We start from the raw sequence: 17323 nt of genomic DNA on the forward strand, positions 1-17323 counted from the left end.
GTCGAACATGTTATTTTTCGGACACCCGGGAGTCAGATTGATCTGCTACATTTAGTCCTGTACGAGCGTACAGGATTTTTTAACGGGAGGTAGTAAAAGGACATGCCGATTCTGCAAATCGAGCAGCTCAAAAAATATTACGGTCAAGGGAACAACGTCGTGAAGGCGCTGGACGGAATCGATCTAAGCGTCGAAAAAGGCGAATTTGTCGCAATCGTCGGCACGAGCGGCAGCGGAAAAAGCACCCTGCTCCATATGTTGGGAGGGTTGGACCGCGCATCCGAAGGCAAGGCGTACGTCGACGGAAACGATATTTTTGCGATGAATGACGAGAAACTGACGATCTTTCGGCGCCGCTCGGTCGGCTTTGTGTTTCAGAGCTACAATCTGATCCCGATCCTGAATTCTTACGAAAATATCGTGCTGCCGATCGAACTGGACGGAGCCCGTGTAGACAAGGAGTATGTGGATCAGGTCATCGGCGCGCTTGGCCTTGGCGATAAGGTGAACAATCTGCCGGCGAATCTGTCCGGCGGGCAGCAGCAGCGGGTGGCGATTGCCAGAGCGCTGGCGACTAAGCCTGCGATCATACTCGCGGACGAGCCGACCGGAAATCTGGACAGCAAAACAAGCCAGGAAGTGATGATCCTGTTGAAGCAGATGAGCGAGCGGTTCAATCAGACGATCGTGATGATTACCCATAATGAAGAGATCGCGCTCACCGCCGACAGGATCGTGCGGATCGAAGATGGCCGTATCGTCGGCCGTTCCGGCCGCGCCGAAGGGCAGGAGGAGGGTTCGAGATGATGGCGGCGAACAACCGTAAAGCGGTCGCCCGCATCGCAAGGCGAAGCCTGAAGGCCAATCGGCCGCGCAATCTGATCATTATCAGCGCCATCGTGCTAACGACGCTGCTGCTCACCTCCGTGTTTACGATGGCCTTCAGCCTTAATGAATCGATGCAGTTGACGAAAATGAAAACGTCCGGCGGCGATTTTCACGGCAGCTTCAAATATTTGAAGCCCGAGGAGGCGGACCGGCTCCTGAAGCACCCGTCCATCAAGGAGTACGGCAAATCCGTGGTGGTCGGATGGGCAACGAGCGATGTGTTTCGCGGCACCGAGCTGGAAATTAACCATATCGACGAAAATGAGGCCAAGCACAGCTTCATCCGATTTACGCAGGGCGGCTTGCCAAAGGAAGAGAACGGGATCGCCATGAGCACCTGGGTGCTCGATTTGCTGGGCGTGCCCCGCGAATTGGGCGCCAAGGTCCGGCTCAATTTGGATATCGACGGCAAGGCTGTTTCCAAGGAGTTCGTGTTGTCGGGGTATTTTCCGGCGGACCGCAACTTGTCGATGTCGGGGTTGGCGTTCGTATCGGAGGCGTTTGTCCAGCGGAATATTGCACAGATCGACCCCGAGCGGTCGCGGCTAAGCGGCAGTTATGTCAATACGATCCGGCTGGACGTCATGTTCGGCAATTCCTGGGACATCGAGAAGAAGGTGCAACAGGTGCTGTCCGACACCGGGCTGGATGTCCCTTACGGAGTCAACTGGGCCTACACCAGTGTAGCTATGAATGAGGACCCGATGAATGTGGTTCCGTTCGTCATCCTGATCTTGATTATTATGTTCAGCGGATATCTGCTGATCTACAATATTTTTCATATTTCCGTCGTGCGGGACATTAAATTTTACGGGCTCCTGAAAACGATCGGGACCACCCCGCGGCAGATCGGAAGGGTTATTTCCATCCAGGCGAACCGGCTTTATTTGGCGGGTCTTCCGGTCGGGCTGGCTTTGGGCTACGGAGCCGGCGTATGGCTGATGCCGCTGCTGCTGCGTTTGTCCGATGGGACGGAGACCGTTAATTCGGCCAACCCGCTGATTTTCCTCGGGGCCGCTATTTTCGCTTATTTGACGGTACGGATCGCCGCCAGCAAACCGGGGCGGACCGCGGCGCGGATTTCGCCGGTCGAGGCCGTGAAATTTTCCGGAATCGTCGGCGGGGGCGCTGGCCGAAAAATCAAACGCTCGCTGCATGGAGCCAAGCTGTCCAGGATGTCGTTTGCGAATCTGTTCCGGCACAAAAAGAAGCTGTTGCTTATGCTGGCTTCATTGTCGTTAAGCATTATTTTGTTCAGCGCGATTTATACGGTCATCTCTTCGTTTAGCGTTAACAAGTACTTGACCACTTATATTTCGGGAGACTTTGTCGTCAAAGATGATGCCGGAGGCCGGGGCGGCGTGCCTGAGCCGGATACCGCCGCGCTTACGGAAGAGGTTTGCCGGAAGTTAAGTCAAATCGATGGCGTCACCGGCTTGGATAAAGTGTACTATAGCGCTGACAGGCTTAAAATGAGCGAGTCGATCCGGCGGACCTTGGAACCGCTGGCGAAGGGGGAAGACCCCGGGCAGCCCGTGTTCACTACGCTTCTGAAAAACGGAGCTGTCCCGCTGCAGTTCCATGGCATAGGCCAAGGATGGTACGATGTGCTCGACAAACGCGAGATCGCCTCCGGTGCGTTTGACCCCGTCAAGTTCGATTCCGGGAATTATGTTCTCGTTACGGAAGCGGTGCTGGGTCCGGATCAATATGCGAGCTATTATCGGCCGGGAGACCGGATTAAGCCGGACGGCATGAAGAAAAGCTATGAGGTTATGGCGGTGCTGAAATCGGGCGCGCTGTATGCGGCGGGAACGCAGTTTTATATGACGGGCGGCTTTAATGCGTTCTGGCCGGCGGACGAACTCGTGAAGTCCGTGAAAAATCCGATCATTTTATCAGCGACCCTGCACGCAGATCCGGCCAAGCTCGGTGAAGTGGAGGCGGCGGTAAAATCCATCGCGGCGTCCGGTCCAAGCCTGATCGTGAAATCCCGGGAGGAGTACAAACAGGAGATGCAAGGCTTTATCCGCATCTTCCAAACGATCGGCTACAGCCTGAGCTTTGTGATCGCCCTGATCGGGATTTTGAACTACATCAATACGGTGATCACCGGCATGATTTCCCGCCGCAATGAATTCGCCATTTTGGAGAGTGTCGGCATGACCCGAAAACAACTGAAGAAAATGCTTTTGTTTGAAGGGCTCTACAGTGTATTATTGACGAGCCTGATCGTGGGCACGGCGGGGATGGGATTGACGTATGCGGTAGCCAAGGGAGTTGCAGATAATATCGCGTTTGCGGAATTTCGGTTGAGCCCGCTGCCGATGGCCGCCGCGGTGCCGCTGCTCGTCGCGATCGCTTTGATCGTTACGCTGGCCGCCTACCGCCGGATGTCCAGGGCGACGATCGTGGAAAGGCTGCGGGAAGCGGAGTAAAATCGTACAATAAAATGCACCCCTACGAGTTCATCGGATAAACGGGACGGGCGTTTTTCCGATGTTTGCTCTATGGGGTGCATTTATTTGGGAAGGGATGCCGTAAGTCGGCTCCTTATTCATAGCCCAAGAGAAAGATCAAGCTTCAAGGGACTCGCGTTTTCTTGCCCCCGGCGCGGAAGCGCTGCGGAGATAAACAAACGATGAGCCGAGGGCTAGCAGCGCCATGACCATCAAACCCCAAAAAATGTTGGCATAGGCGGCGGCTTGCGGCAGGCCGTGCTGCCACTCCAAGGCGCTGGACGCCAAGGCGATGCTGAAGGCGCCGCTGAAAAACTGCAGCAGTTGGAACAGCCCCATGCCCGAACCGATTTGGGACGCGGGCAGGATGCGGGAGATCTCGTTGGACACGCTGCTGGAAATAATCGTAAATCCCAGGCTAGTAAGCAAATAAATGAACAGGATGGCGAGCCAGGATTGCCCGCTGAACAGCGCGAACAGGATCATGGCGCTTAACATCAGCAGCGGCACAAACCGCAAAATCGCGCCGTTGCCGTGCCGGTCGATGATGGAGCCGACCTTGCGCGAGGCCACCATGGCCAGCATCGAGCCGGGAAAAATGATGAGACCGGCATGGCTGGCGCTGAGATGAAAACGGTGCACCAGGATTTGCGGCAGCAGAAACAGTGTGGCGAAGCTGCACAAATACGAGGCGATTCCCACGAGCGACAAAGTCAGATAAGCGCCGTTGCCAAACAAGGCGGGGGATACGAACGGCTCCCGCGCGCTGCGGACGCGCCAGACGAACAAGGCGAGCGCAAGTACGCCGAAGACCAGAGCGACCCAGGCGTGTTGGGTCAAAAACAGCAGCAGTCCGGTCGTACCGATGGCGATAAGTACGGCGCCGGGGGTATCGAAGGTGCCGCGCACCGGTTTCTCCTTCGGTATGTAGAGGAGAAAAAACGGCACCAACAGCAAGGTCAGCGCGGTCACGACAAACAGGTATCTCCAGCCCCAGTATTCCACGATCGTGCCGCCGGCGACGGGACCAAGCCCCAGGCCTAGCGAAACGGCCGACATAATCAATGCCATCGCCTTGCCGCGGCGCTGAATCGGCACGTACCGGGTGAGCAGCACCAGCGACAGCGAGACGATCGCCCCGGCGCCGGAAGCCTGGATGACGCGCACGGCGAGCAGAAACCAGAAACTGGTGCTGAACAGTCCGGCTATGGCGGCAAGCCCCAGCGTCAGCAGCCCGATCGCAAGCAGCCTCCGGATGGGCAGAAAATCCGCAAGCCGGCTAAACGTAATGGATGAAATGGCAAACATTATAGAATAGCCGGTTACAATCAAGGAGGAAACGGAAGCCGAGAGGCCAAACGTTTCGGTTACGCCGGGCAGCGCCAGGTTAAACATGGCCGTGTTCATAATGACCAGCACGACGGCGAGTCCGAGCAAAAGCGTCAGCAGCCCTTCTTTCTTTAAAGAGGTTTCGGAGGAAGGGACCGCGGGAATTTCGGTTGGTACAGCATTCATGCATTTCACCCACTCTTTATTTGTTTTATTGTTCGATTGTAATCGAACGTTTGAAATATAGCATGCCATCGTTTAAAATGCAATTAGGGAACCGCTGAATGAATAAAATTTTTTTTATGTGATTTTTAATTGATGACAGATAAATATTATGCACAAAGGGGTTTTTTCGATGAAGGTGCTGTATCATCCGGCCCGGGAAGAGATTCAGTTGTCTTCCGTACTGTATGCCCTTAGCGATCCCGTCCGGTTAAGCGTCGTTGCCGAAATCCGCAAAAAGGGCGAACGGCCGTGCAACTGCTTTGACGTGCCGGTGGCCAAATCGACGTTGTCCCACCATGCCCGGACGCTGCGCGAGGCGGGGGTTGTATTTACGCGCGTTCAGGGGACGCAGCGCATTCTGTCGCTGCGTGAGGAGGACCTGGAGTACCGTTTTCCCGGACTGCTTGATTCGATACTGAAGGCTTACGAAAGCTCAAATGGTGGAATTGGAATAAAGCTGTCCGAAGCGGACCGCTAAATTAGCTGAAATGGCAAGGGGAGAGGACCAGGATATCGCCAACGCCGTGGCCTTCCTCGCTTCCGATTTGGCCGGCTTTATTACGGGCGCGTACATACCGGTCAGCGGCGGCAATGTGATGCCGGCGATTTAATCGGCTGTTCGTCCCCACTCCATTTTCACGCCAAACCTCCGCCTGCCGGGAAATAGAGGTATTTTATGCCGTTATTTTATGAGTTCTCCCCTTTCTACGCAAAATAAATCCTATATTTTAAAATAGCGGTAAAAAATTCTCTTATTTTCGCTCCACGCCCTTTTTTGGCGAACATAAGGCCTTTTTTTACCGCTATTTCTATGAACTCCACAAAAACGCAGGCCGTGTGTTTCCCCTCATACCCTCCAATAGCTCGGAAAGCCTTTCTTGTAATAGATAATATAAAGTGGTGACACAGATAAAAACGTAGTCTATAATCAGAAGGTGAAAAACATGTATAACAGCTATTTTAAATAACTAGTACAGAAAGCTTGGCCCAAAGAAAGGGGGAGGGGCCTATCATCACCCTGGAGCATGTGAGCAAAACATACCGGTTACCGGACGGTCAGCTGGAAGCGGTGAAGGACGTGTCTCTTCACGTCGAGAAGGGGACGGTGCATGGCATCATCGGGGCGAGCGGGGCCGGTAAATCGACGCTGCTGCGGATGATGAACGCTTTGGAGCTGCCCGATCATGGGAAAATTACCGTCATTGGGCGGGAACTGACGACCCTCCCGGAAGCGGAATTGCGAAAGCTGCGCCAATCGATCGGGATGATTTTTCAGCAGTTTCATCTGCTGAACAACCGGACGGTCAGCGGCAACGTATCGGTGCCGCTCGAATTGGCGGGGGCGGCAAGACGCGAGCGCGCCGAGCGAGTGAGGGAATGCCTGCGGTTCGTCGGCCTGCCGGACAAGGCGAAGCAGTACCCATCGGCCTTAAGCGGCGGCCAAAAACAGCGGGTGGCGATCGCCCGGGCGCTGGCGAACCGGCCGGACGTGCTGCTCTGCGATGAACCAACCTCTGCGCTTGATCCGCGGACGACAGCGGAAATTCTGGAGGTGCTTATGCACATCCGTGACACCCTTGGCGTAACGATCGTGATCGTGACCCATGAGATGGAGGTCGTCAAAAGCATCTGCGACACCGTGTCCGTGATGGAGAACGGAAAGCTTTCGGATACGTTTCGTATGCAGCAGCGCCGGGGCGCGGCGGACATGTCTGCGTTTACGATGTCCTACCGGGAGCAACTGCTCGGGGAAACGGAGGGTCGCCATGATTGATTTTACCGCGATGTGGCACGATGTGCTGCAATACCGCGCCCAGATCGGGGAAGCGATCGGCGAGACTTTTATGATGGTCGGCATCTCGCTGGCCGCGGCCATTCTGCTCGGATTTCCGCTTGGCACGCTGATGTACCTGACCGGCAAAGGGCAGCTGTATGAACATCGCGGCTGGTCGGCCGTCCTGAACAGTGCCGTGAACATTATCCGCTCTTTTCCGTTTTTGCTGCTGGTCGTGTTTATGATTCCGCTCACCCGCCTGATCGTGGGCACCGCGATCGGCACGCTGGCCGCCTCCGTTCCGCTCGCGATCGTGGCGGTTGCGATTTATTCGCGGTTCGTGGAGCAGTCGCTGCTGGAGGTGCCGCGTGGCGTGATGGAGGCGGCGCGGGCGATGGGGGCCTCAAAGCTGGCTATCATTTTTAAATTTTTACTGGTGGAAGCCCGTTCCGGTCTGGTGCTTGGACTGACCTCCTCGACGATCAGCTTTATTTCTTACTCGACGGTCATGGGGGTAGTCGGCGGCGGCGGGGTCGGCGATTTTGCCATCCGCTACGGCTACCAGCGCTTCGAAACGGAGCTGATGGTTGCCGTCATCGTGCTGATGATTATTTTGGTGCAGGGCATTCAGTTTGCGGGAAATGCGATTTCCCGGCGTTTGGACAAGCGCTAAGTTTTTTCGCGGGGAAGCCTGGATTTACTTGTAGTGTTAAACACTAACGGGTCCCAAAAGAGCAATGAAGACAAATAGCATGAGGGTTGAAGGGGGATTTTTTTCATGAAAACGATGAAATGGATGATGAGCCTGGTGCTGCTGGCGCTTGTGCTAACCGCGTGCGGGAGTGGCAGCGGACAAAACGGAGCGGCGAAAGGCGCCGGAAATGAAGCGGGTACGAACGGGGCGTCTCCGGCGGCAGCGTCCGCGGAAACAACAACGACGACTTTGAAGGTGGCCACCTTGATTCCGCCGATGACGGAAATTCTTGAACTGATCAAGCCGCAGCTTAAGGAGGAGGGCATCGACCTGGAGCTGGTCGTATTGTCCGACAATGTGCAGCCGAACGATGCTTTGGCCAACAAGGAAGTCGATGCGAATTTTTTCCAGCACGTTCCTTATATGGAACAGTACAATGAAAGCAAAAACGCCCATCTCGCAGCGGTTCAGCCGGTATATCACGCGGTGTACGGCGCATATTCCAAAAAGTATAAATCGATGGAGGAACTGCCGGACGGGGCGACGATCGCCATCGCCAACGATCCTTCCAACATCGCTAGGTCGCTGATGATGCTGGATAAAGCGGGGATCATCAAATTGAAGGAAGGCGCGGGGCTTGAAGCCACCCAGGCGGACATCGTGGAAAACAGCCACCATTACAAATTCGAAGAAGTCGATTTGCTGATGCTGGCCCGGATGCTGGATGACGCCGACCTGGTGCTGATGACGCCGGCGTATGCCAGCCCGCTTGGACTGACGCCGAAAAAGGACGCCTTGCTGACGGAAACCGTCGATTCCGCGTTTGCCATTACGCTCGTTGCCCGCGAGGACAACAAGGATTCGGAGCCGATCCAAAAGCTGGCCAAAGCGATTTCCAGCCCGGAAGTGAAGCAGTACCTGGAACAAAATTACGGCGAGATCGCATTGCCGGCGTTCTAAAAATGGGACCTGGCATCAAAGAGGGCCTAGCCTCAAGCACGCGGTGTCGTGCTACATGACGGCGGTCTAGCACAGAGGTTGGCACATCGGCGGACTGTCGGCGGCATAGGTCAAACTCCCTTCTTCATAGGATAGTGATAGCGAATTTTTTATGAAGGCTGGAAACCGAAGGTACACCGACGGGGAAGGAAAACAGCATGAAGTGTGGTTCGAAGACGCCAGGTCCATCCAGGCGAAATTCGATTTGATTCAAGAGTTGGAACTCAGGGGTATGAGCTATTGGAAGCTGGGTCTCAGCTTCCCGCAAAACTGGCTGCTCATCGAAAGCAACTTCGACGTGGTGAAGCGGTCGTAATATCAGGTCGGTAGCATCGGGTGGTCTTGAATTTTCACGAATTTTCAATTATAATTTTCATGTGATTTTAGTTACAGTGGCACCAGGTTGAATGCGGTATGCTGAAACCAGCCCAACATTTTAAAAAAATTTAAATGAATATGGATCTTCGGGGTAAGGTGAAATTCCTGACCGGCGGTGAGGTTCCTCAATTCCATGGCGAAGAGAGGGGCTTAAGCCCGCGACTCGTTTACCGCGTATTGTCTGCGGTTGGCGACTGACTTGGTGCGATTCCAAGGCCGACGGTATAGTCCGGATGGGAGAAGATCAAACAGGCGAGTTTGAACGGAGCTTTTCTTGGCTCTGGCCAGGCTTATTTGGTCGCCCCCGCAACCCCTTTCCACGAAAGGATTGCGGGGGTTTTCTACGTAGACCCCATATTCAAGAAGGGGACATCATTATGAAAAATGCAAGTGCAAGCGGCAGTATTAATGGGGTAGGAGCGGGAACCGGCAAGGTCGGTTTGCAGGCTGGCGGCAACGCCGGCGCGCTGGCGGGAGCATCCGGAACGCCGGGCGCGTCTGGGAAGGCGGCGACATTGGCCGTGAACGCGGCGGCCGCGAAAGGAACAGCGAAAACCGGGTTTTGGCTTGTCGTTTTGGGAGCCGCCCTTTGGGGCGTTGACCCGCTGTTTCGGGTCATTTTGCTGAAGTCGCTGACTTCGGCGCAAATCGTTCTGATTGAACATATCATCATCGCATTGGTAGCCGTTCCGGTGTTATGGAAAAACCGCTCCGAGCTGAAAGGGCTGGGCTGGCGCCATGCCGGCGCGCTGCTCTTTATTTCCTGGGGCGGGTCGGCCATCGCCACCATCCTGTTCACGATGGCGCTCTCCAGCGGCGATTTGAACGCCGTGCTGCTGCTGCAAAAAATGCAGCCGCTGTTCGCCATTTTGCTCGCCGGCGCACTATTGAAGGAGAAACTGCCGCGCCACTTTTTCGGATTGCTGGTGATCGCTTTGGCCGGAACGTACCTGCTCACTTTCGGATTTACGGTTCCGATCGGGCACTGGAGCGATTTCGTGCAGGTCGGCAGCCTGCTTTCGCTGGGAGCGGCCGCGCTTTGGGGCGGTTCCACCGTGATGGGGCGGCTGATGGTTGGAAAGATGAAGTATGAGACGGTTACGTCGCTGCGCTTTGTTTTGGCGCTGCCGCTACTTCTCGGTATCGCCTGGAATGAAGGGGCAGGCTTGAATCTGCCGGCCGAAGGCTGGCAAATCGCCGCCGTTTCGCTGAATATGCTTGGACAGGCGCTGCTGCCGGGGCTCCTGAGCCTGCTCGTCTACTACAAAGGGTTGACGACCACGAAGGCGTCGGTGGCCACGCTGGCGGAGTTAAGCTTCCCGATGGTTGGGGTGCTCGTTAACTGGGTAGCGTTCCAGCAGATGATTACAGCAGCCCAAGTGTGCGGATTCGTGCTGATCTGGGCGACGTTGTTCATCATCTCCCGCCAGAGCGGCTCGCCCGCCGCGGAGACGAAAGCGGGCAACGCGGGAGTTTAACAGGGATGATGTTTAACTAGTTTAGAATAAATTATTTGCATAGAATGAGCTTGCGTAACGTGCGAGGAGTGCTGGGGGGACGGGGTGGGGGCTTTGAGTTTTGACAGTCTGATCCGGTACTTTCTGGATGAGCCTATCGCGCGAATGTATTCGAATGTACGAGGGTTTGTAAACACGCTGACGGTGATTCTATTGGATACCAACGAACGTAGCTCATTAGGATAAGAGAACGGATGTACTGGAATGTATGAAGCGGAGTAACAGTACATCCGTTAGGCTGCATTTGCAGATATCACTTAAAAACCAAGATAGACGCACGGGGCTGCCCCAAAAGGTCATAAACTTGACCTTGGGGACAACCCCGTTTTTTTCAGACCATGGATGTGCAAGCCCTTATTTAAGGTACGGGGAGGAAATGAGGAGGGGGGCAGCCCCTGTTGCCGGAATAGCGGTAATTTATGGCGCTATTATTGATATTCTTCCCCTATTACGGTAAATAGCGGAATTTTTTGTGCTTATCTGGGTGGCAAGTATGGAAAAGTCCCTTTTTGCCCCCATCTCCCCAAAATAGCGGTAAAAAAATCCTCTATTTTAGCTCCCCCTGCTTTTTACCGAAAATAAGTACATTTTTTTCCGCTATTTCCCTGCGCGCCCGTCGGAGGAAGTTCTCCGGCCAGCGGTTCACCTCACTGCGTCACCCCCGCAGACCCGTTCTACTTCTCGTCCAGCCACAAAATGGCGGTTACGCCGCGCGGGTAGTAACGGCTGCCGCAAATGACGCCGGCCATGATCTGGTCGCTCCAGCTCCAGTAGGCGTTTTGCTCGGAGGTGAGCCAGGCGGCGTGCGCCGCGTCGGCGGCTCGGCCCTGCTCATCCCAGGGCAGCCCGAGAATGCGGCGGGCGATGAACTGGCACAGGTAAATTTTGCTGAGCCAGGAATTGTTGCTCGTCGAGGACAGCTTCCAGCCGCCGTCTTCGAACAGGCAGACGCCGGGCTTTAACACCGCGCGCAAATGCTCCGACAGAGCCCCGATATAAGAGCCGAAGCGCCCGCCCCTGTCCAGCGCCGCCTCGCATCCCGTAAACAGCGGGAAAATCAATCCTTCGATCGCCGGAATGATTTTTGAATCATTGTTCTCCTGAATGACGGCGGGAATGTAGCAGCCCGGCTGCATGTGGGCCACGATTGTCCGCGCGCACAGCTCGGCCTGACGGCCGGCCAGCACCGCCTGCTCTTCGCGGCCGTTATCCCGCAGCAGCTTCTCCATCGCCAGGTAAGCGGCCCAGCTTTTGCCCGCCAAATAAATGTTGTTGCGCGCTTGGCCAAGCGACACGTCCAAGCTGTCGTACGTGGTGATTTCCGCGCCGCCCATCGTCCGCGAACTGTCCAGGCCCATAATCCCGGTCCGTTTGGCCGGATCCGGATGATCGCGGTTCACCATGCTTTCCAGACATTGCTCAAGCACGCCGAGGTTTTGGCCCAGCCATGTTTTGTCCCTCGTCTGGTTCACGTAAACGGAAGCGCACAGCACCCAGTTGACAAGCTGCTCATGCGTCATGTGCGAGAAGCAGTCGTCGATCGCGTGCAGCTCATAAGCGGAGTAGCCGGGCCGGGAGAACGAATTGGCCACGCCCATGTCATGCGTGAAGCTGATGCCGCCGGGATACACGGTGTCATCGCCCGGGAGGCGGACCGTATCCTTGTAGCTGTAGCGGCGGGTGAACAGGTCGAGTTCGTTTTTGACTGTCCATGGGTTCATTTTTAGCTCAAAAAACAGCTGGTCGACCGTCAGATCAAACGTGTTCATCATCCGGTATTCACCTTCATTGACGATCCACAGCGGCTGGTCTTTATGGTCAAGCAACTCACTGGCTCCATAGTAGCTGCGAATGGCGTGCGCCAGCATGAAGCGTTGGTCTTCATTCAGATGCGGAGCGCTCACTAGCTGTTCCGCTTGGCGCACGGCTTCGAGCTTGCGGTCGAACTGCTCAAGCGCGTAAGCGGCCACTTCTTCGATATTGCCGAAAAACCGCGTGTAATAATAAGACGCGTCCATCCCGGTAGTGACGTACCCGCCCCGATAAAAGCAAAGCGCAAATCGGTAGGTTGCTTTTTCGCCGGCCGGGGTATCCATCAGGAGAGCGCCCACCGGACCAAGCCCGAACCGCAGATTTTCCGGCACTTTCGGCTGCAGGATCGCTTCCATGGTGAAAAATCCGGCGCTCGTCACCCGCGGATCGTTTGTGGCAATCGCCGTGTTCCGGCCCTGGCCGACGCCGCGGATTCGCCCATCGGTCGTATCCTCCAGGCGGCGGATCGAGGTGTACGGATCGATGTTCTGGAAGCCGAAAAACGCCTTGCGCGCCGATTTGCCACGCGTGTTGTCGACCGTAATTTCCGCCAGCACCGCAGGGCTAAGAGCGAAGCGGAGCTCCTCCTCCGAGGCGGTTGCCGGATCGGGCACCGGCCCGAACGGTGAGTACAGGCGGAACGTCAGATCGCCGGCCTGCCATTCGTCGGTTGCCACGCCAAACTTGCGGGTGATCTCCCCGCGCGCGAACGCAGCGATGATACCGCTGTCATGTTTCTGAACCGAATGCTGACCTTCACCGCTATTCTCGTCCTCCTCCGTCGTATAACGGTCGCGCTCATCCTGACCTTCCCCGAAAAACGGCAGGGCCCGGTAGCGCTCTTGACCGTCCTCCTGCAATCCGATGTATATATTCTGGTTGGGCGGGCTGCCCAGCTCAAGATCAAACCCGCCGCTTTTGCCGGGATACCCGAGCGTGAAGCTGGCGAAAGCGCCGACCGGCGAGTGATGCGCGTTGAAAAAAATATTTTTACCCAACTTGATTACCTCCTGTTTTTTAGGCGAATGGTGTGTTAGTTTGATTATATCAAGGGATTTTGGTGTCTCCCATGTCCAAATCGCTAATCAATTTACCCAAATCAATCAGAAAAAAGAAATTGACGGTAAAAGGAGAATCGGTGTATGAATATGTCCGGAGAGCATCAAGTGGCCGAGTTTATGCTGCCCGATATGGATTCGACGTTCCGGCTGTTTGCCGCGCATCTGCGGACGGTGACGAACGAATGGTCTTATCCGCGGCACAGCCATCCGCTGTTTGAAGTGAACCTGCTGCTGGCGGGGAGTCAGGAGATGATCGTAAACGGCCAGCGCTACGTGCAAAAGCCGGGGGATTTGTTGCTGCTTCGTCCCGAGGACGTACACGAGAGCCGGGCGGCGGGAACGGGGCGGATGACGTACTACTGCCTGCATTTCAACGTGGATGACCGCGTCCTGCGGGAGGTGCTGTGCCGGGGCGAAGCGGTGCTGTACGCGGCGGACAGCCCGCTGGCGCAGAAAATCCGCCCCAGCCTGGATAGGCTGATCGCGCTTACCTCGAGCGGCGCGGGCGTGAAGCTGGCCGACAAGATGCGGACCTTGTCGGCGCTGTTTGAGCTGTTCGCCGGCCTTAGCGACAGCTTGGCGGAAAGCGGCGGCGCCGGCGCTTCCGGCAGCCGGACGCATCGCGTCGCCGCGGAGATCGCCGCGGGCCTTACGCGCTGCGTCGAGGCGCCGGACGCCTGGAGCCGCCCGGCCGGCGCTGAAGCGGCCGGCGGCGGACATGCCGGACACGGCGAAGGCGGCGAAGCTGGCAGCGGCGATGGTGATGGCGGCAGCGGCAGAGACGCCGGCGCGGACGGGGACGAGGCGCGCGAAACCGTGGCGGCCGTAACCGCCGGCCTCGGGTACAGCGCCTCCTCCTGCAACCGCATCTTCCGCAGCGTGTACGGCATGTCCCCGCGGCAGTACCTGTCGGCGCTGAAGCTGAAAAAAGCCAAGCTGCTGCTGATGGAGCCGGAGCTGTCCGTGGAAGACGTCTCGCAGCGGCTCGGCTACAAGGACATTGCCCATTTCAGCCGGCAGTTCAAACGCTGGACCGGCGAGCCGCCCGGCAAATTCCGCGGGAGATACCATATTTGAGAAAGGAATGAAGCATGTGGCATCGTACCGCAATCCAGTCATTCCGGGATTTTTTCCCAACCCCAGCATCTGCCGGCTTGACCGTACTGATGAACCACCGCTTCCATTATGAAATTGCGCAGACGCGGACAGGCGGGGAAGGCGTCCTTATTTTCCGCTGGCGGGTTCACCGGCGTATTCTTCGGGCTGCACGCGGTCAGCGGCACCCAAGCTCGGCTCCGGCCCGCTTTGACTGGTTTGATTACATCCCGCTCGGGATAGCGTAAAGGAGATGAACTCAAGTGATCAGATGGTTATTGCCGACAGGCTCTGGATTGATGAAAACTAGTTTTATGGTTGGCACGTGAAGTCGCCTCGATACGCCGTTATGGAGGAACCAACTGCAAAAGTGCATTTGATTTCACGCGATTTGCCCCTACTAGGGTGGTTCGGATGCAAAAGTGCAGTTGATATAAATGAATTTGGTAAATTTTAGTAGATTATCCGAAAATGAACTGCACTTTTACATTTGATCAGCGGATACGAGCATTTTCGTGATAATCGCCTGCACTTTTGCATTTCGCGAACGCTGTTCGGCGTTTTTTTGTGCCTGTTTATTGCTGAAGTTATGAATCTATATAAGTTGAACTAAAGAAATACGGGAATTAGGCAAGAGTGTAAGAACATTTCACCCGGCTGCCCTATTACATGTAATCATTAGTTCAACATATATAGCTTGCGGAGTCCAAAATTGACCGAATGGAAAGGAATGAAGCGTATGGCCTCTTACCGCAATCCCGTTATTCCGGGATTTTATCCTGACCCCAGCGTTTGCCGGGTTGGAGAAGATTACTATCTTGTAACGAGTTCTTTTGAATATTTTCCTGGGGTTCCGGTCTTCCACAGCCGCGACCTCGTTCACTGGAGGCAACTGGGCTATGTGCTGAACCGCCCCAGCCAGCTGCAGCTCGGCAAAGCGAGGAGCTCGGGAGGAATTTACGCTCCTACGATCCGTTACCACCAAGGGAAGTTTTATGTGACGACGACGAATGTGACCGGCGGCGGGCATTTATTGGTCCATAGCGACGATCCGGCGGGGGAATGGTCCGACCCGGTTTGGATCGATCAGCCGGGCATTGATCCGGATTTGTTTTTTGACGAGGACGGGACGGTGTATTTCTCGACCGCTTCGGGCCAGGCCGAAACCGGCATTTATCAAAGCGTAATCGATCTGGAGACGGGAGCAAGATTAACCGAGCCGCAAATCATCTGGGACGGCAGCGGCGGCAAACATCCGGAGGCTCCGCATCTGTATAAAATCGGCGCGACCTATTATCTGATGCTGGCCGAGGGCGGCACCGAATACGGTCACATGGTGACGATCGCCCGTGGCGCCAGCCCGTCCGGTCCGTTTACCGGCTGCTCCGGCAACCCGATTCTGTCGCATCGCAGCAAAGCGAGTCCGATTCAGGCCACCGGGCACGCCGATTTGATAGAGGCTCATGACGGCAGTTGGTGGGCCGTTTGCCTGGGGATTCGCCCGGTTGGTTATCCGAATCGGCACCATTTGGGACGGGAAACGTTCCTTGCCCCGGTGAAATGGAACGAACAAGGTTGGCCGGAGATCGGGGAAGGCGGTATGATCGCAGAAAAAATGGAAGCGGATACACTCCCGCTGTGTCCGTGGACCGAAGAAACACAACATCGTGACGATTTCACGGCAGCGTCCCCGGGGCTGGCTTGGAACTTCCTGCGGAATCCCCATCCGGGCAGCTGGTCTCTGGAAGAACGTCCCGGGTGGTTGACCCTGCACGGTTCACAGGTGACCTTAAACGACGAGGACGCGCCGGCGTTCCTCGGCAGACGGCAACAGCATTTTGCCTGCCGGGCCGAGACGCTGCTGGAGTTTTCGCCCGCTGATGAAGGGGATGAGGCTGGCTTGACCGTGCTGATGAACCACTGCTTCCATTACGAAATTGCGTTGACGCGAATAAGCGGGGAAACGGTTCTTATTTTCCGCCGGCGGCTTGGCTCTTTGCGGAAAGTGGAGCACAGCGTCCCATGGGCAGAAGACCGGGTCATTCTCGGCGTTCAGGCCGACGCGGAAAATTACGTCTTTACATACCGTCATTCGGAACGGGAGGAAGAGCGGACGATTCTGGGCAGGGGCGAATGCAGCATGCTGGCGACCGAGGTGGCCGGCGGGTTCACCGGCGTATATTTCGGTCTTTACGCGGTCAGCGGCACCAACGCTCCCGCAGCTCCGGCCCGCTTTGACTGGTTTGATTACATCCCGCTCGGGATGGCGTAAAGGAGATGAGCATAAGTGGTCACGATGGTTATTGCCGACGATGAGCATATCACCCGCCTCGGTTTGCAATCGCTGGACTGGGAGTCCGAAGGATTCCGGCTGACCGGCCTCGCTTCCTCCGGCTCCGAAGCGCTCGAAATGGTGCGTTCCCAGGCTCCCGATTTGCTGCTGACGGATATCCGGATGCCAGGCGTGGACGGATTGTCCTTAATGCGCACGCTGAATCAGGAAAACCGCCCGGTCAAGGTTGTGTTCATTACCGCCTATCACCAGCTTGATTACGCTCTGTCAGCGATTGAATTGGGGGCGGTCGGATTCGTATTGAAGCCAACCGATCCGGATGAAATTATGGCGGCTTGCAAGAAGGCCAAGCTGCAAATCGAAGCGGAGCGCGGGCAAGCCGCCGCCGAGAAGGATCTGCGGCAGCAGTTGAAAGAATATTCGCTTACCCTGCAAGGGAAGATGCTCCCTGAGACGGAATGCCGAAACGTAGTCGTCGCGCAGATGACGGATTACTTGGAGGCGCACTATATGGAGGACGTAACGATCGCCAAAATTTCCGCGGCGCTGCATTTTCACCCGGATTACTTAAGCAGGCTGTTCAAAAAGGAAACGGGGGAGAACTTCAGTGATACGCTGACGCGGATCCGGCTGCAGCAGGCGGTGGAATATTTGGCCGATCCGAGCGTGAAAGTTTACGAGGCCGCCGCCAAGGTCGGCATCCGGGACGCCCGTTATTTCGGGCAGTTGTTTAAAAAGCGTTACGGCCTGACTCCGCAGGAATTCCGCAGCCAACAGCCGGCTGGCGGGGAGAAGTGAC

The 17323-nt window shown here is 56.0% G+C and carries 14 protein-coding genes, 1 pseudogene and 1 riboswitch; of the genes and pseudogenes, 13 read left to right on the top strand and 2 right to left on the bottom strand.

All coding sequences use genetic code 11. From position 1 onward, the window contains the following. Positions 1-102 precede the first annotated feature (102 nt). Positions 103-807 (top strand): ABC transporter ATP-binding protein, encoded by a 705-nt coding sequence (locus tag EHV15_RS15445; RefSeq protein WP_128631986.1) that lies wholly within the window; start codon positions 103-105, stop codon positions 805-807. Then, on the top strand, positions 804-3326 hold the full coding sequence (locus EHV15_RS15450) for an ABC transporter permease (RefSeq protein ID WP_128631987.1): 2523 nt from the start codon (positions 804-806) through the stop codon (positions 3324-3326). The genes EHV15_RS15445 and EHV15_RS15450 overlap by 4 nt, the downstream gene beginning before the upstream one ends. 138 nt (positions 3327-3464) lie before the next feature. On the opposite strand, the gene EHV15_RS15455 is transcribed toward EHV15_RS15450, so the two are convergent. Next, positions 3465-4862 carry an MFS transporter gene (locus tag EHV15_RS15455; protein WP_128631988.1) on the bottom strand — a complete coding sequence of 466 codons (1398 nt, stop codon included), beginning with the start codon at positions 4860-4862 and terminating at the stop codon, positions 3465-3467. A gap of 169 nt (positions 4863-5031) precedes the next feature. Here EHV15_RS15455 and EHV15_RS15460 point away from each other — a divergent pair, with 169 nt between their 5' ends. The 7 genes and pseudogenes from EHV15_RS15460 (at position 5032) to EHV15_RS15490 (ending at position 10224) form a co-directional block, all read left to right on the top strand. Continuing rightward, positions 5032-5379: an ArsR/SmtB family transcription factor gene (locus tag EHV15_RS15460; RefSeq protein WP_128631989.1), complete on the top strand. Its 348-nt coding sequence runs from the start codon at positions 5032-5034 to the stop codon at positions 5377-5379. Positions 5380-5389: 10 nt separating this feature from the next. Next, positions 5390-5512 carry an SDR family oxidoreductase gene (locus tag EHV15_RS15465; protein WP_425464434.1) on the top strand — a complete coding sequence of 41 codons (123 nt, stop codon included), beginning with the start codon at positions 5390-5392 and terminating at the stop codon, positions 5510-5512. 398 nt (positions 5513-5910) lie between these two features. After that, positions 5911-6675, top strand: a complete 765-nt coding sequence (locus EHV15_RS15470; RefSeq protein ID WP_128635366.1) for a methionine ABC transporter ATP-binding protein — start codon at positions 5911-5913, stop codon at positions 6673-6675. Beyond that, entirely contained in the window at positions 6668-7348 is a 681-nt protein-coding gene (locus EHV15_RS15475; RefSeq protein WP_246061601.1) for a methionine ABC transporter permease, read from the top strand. Before EHV15_RS15470 ends, EHV15_RS15475 begins: the two co-directional genes overlap by 8 nt. 105 nt (positions 7349-7453) lie before the next feature. Next, complete coding sequence (locus tag EHV15_RS15480) at positions 7454-8329, top strand: MetQ/NlpA family ABC transporter substrate-binding protein (RefSeq protein ID WP_425464435.1); 876 nt, start codon at positions 7454-7456, stop codon at positions 8327-8329. 169 nt (positions 8330-8498) lie between these two features. Beyond that, positions 8499-8684, top strand: a pseudogene (locus EHV15_RS15485) (spore gernimation protein); the annotation flags it as partial. A gap of 140 nt (positions 8685-8824) precedes the next feature. Then, positions 8825-8995, top strand: a riboswitch (FMN riboswitch). A 128-nt stretch (positions 8996-9123) separates the two neighbouring features. Then, positions 9124-10224, top strand: coding sequence for a DMT family transporter (locus tag EHV15_RS15490; protein ID WP_128631990.1), 1101 nt, complete (start codon positions 9124-9126; stop codon positions 10222-10224). A gap of 713 nt (positions 10225-10937) precedes the next feature. Here the strand turns inward: EHV15_RS15490 and EHV15_RS15495 are convergent. Continuing rightward, positions 10938-13073 carry a glycoside hydrolase family 52 protein gene (locus EHV15_RS15495; RefSeq protein WP_128631991.1) on the bottom strand — a complete coding sequence of 712 codons (2136 nt, stop codon included), beginning with the start codon at positions 13071-13073 and terminating at the stop codon, positions 10938-10940. Between the two features lie 144 nt (positions 13074-13217). On the opposite strand from EHV15_RS15495, the gene EHV15_RS15500 reads away from it, so the two are divergent. The 4 genes from EHV15_RS15500 (at position 13218) to EHV15_RS15515 (ending at position 17322) form a co-directional block, all read left to right on the top strand. Next, on the top strand, positions 13218-14213 hold the full coding sequence (locus EHV15_RS15500; protein WP_246061602.1) for an AraC family transcriptional regulator: 996 nt from the start codon (positions 13218-13220) through the stop codon (positions 14211-14213). A gap of 14 nt (positions 14214-14227) precedes the next feature. Continuing rightward, a complete protein-coding gene (locus EHV15_RS15505) occupies positions 14228-14479 on the top strand; it encodes a hypothetical protein (protein ID WP_128631992.1) in 252 nt (83 codons plus the stop codon). Positions 14480-14970: 491 nt separating this feature from the next. Continuing rightward, positions 14971-16503 (top strand): glycoside hydrolase family 43 protein, encoded by a 1533-nt coding sequence (locus EHV15_RS15510; protein WP_128635370.1) that lies wholly within the window; start codon positions 14971-14973, stop codon positions 16501-16503. Between the two features lie 24 nt (positions 16504-16527). After that, positions 16528-17322, top strand: a complete 795-nt coding sequence (locus tag EHV15_RS15515) for a response regulator transcription factor (protein WP_246061939.1) — start codon at positions 16528-16530, stop codon at positions 17320-17322. The last annotated feature ends 1 nt before the right edge of the window (position 17323 follow it).

Origin of the sequence: Paenibacillus oralis, assembly GCF_003863965.1 — a bacterium.
In the GTDB taxonomy this organism is placed as follows: domain Bacteria; phylum Bacillota; class Bacilli; order Paenibacillales; family Paenibacillaceae; genus Fontibacillus; species Fontibacillus oralis.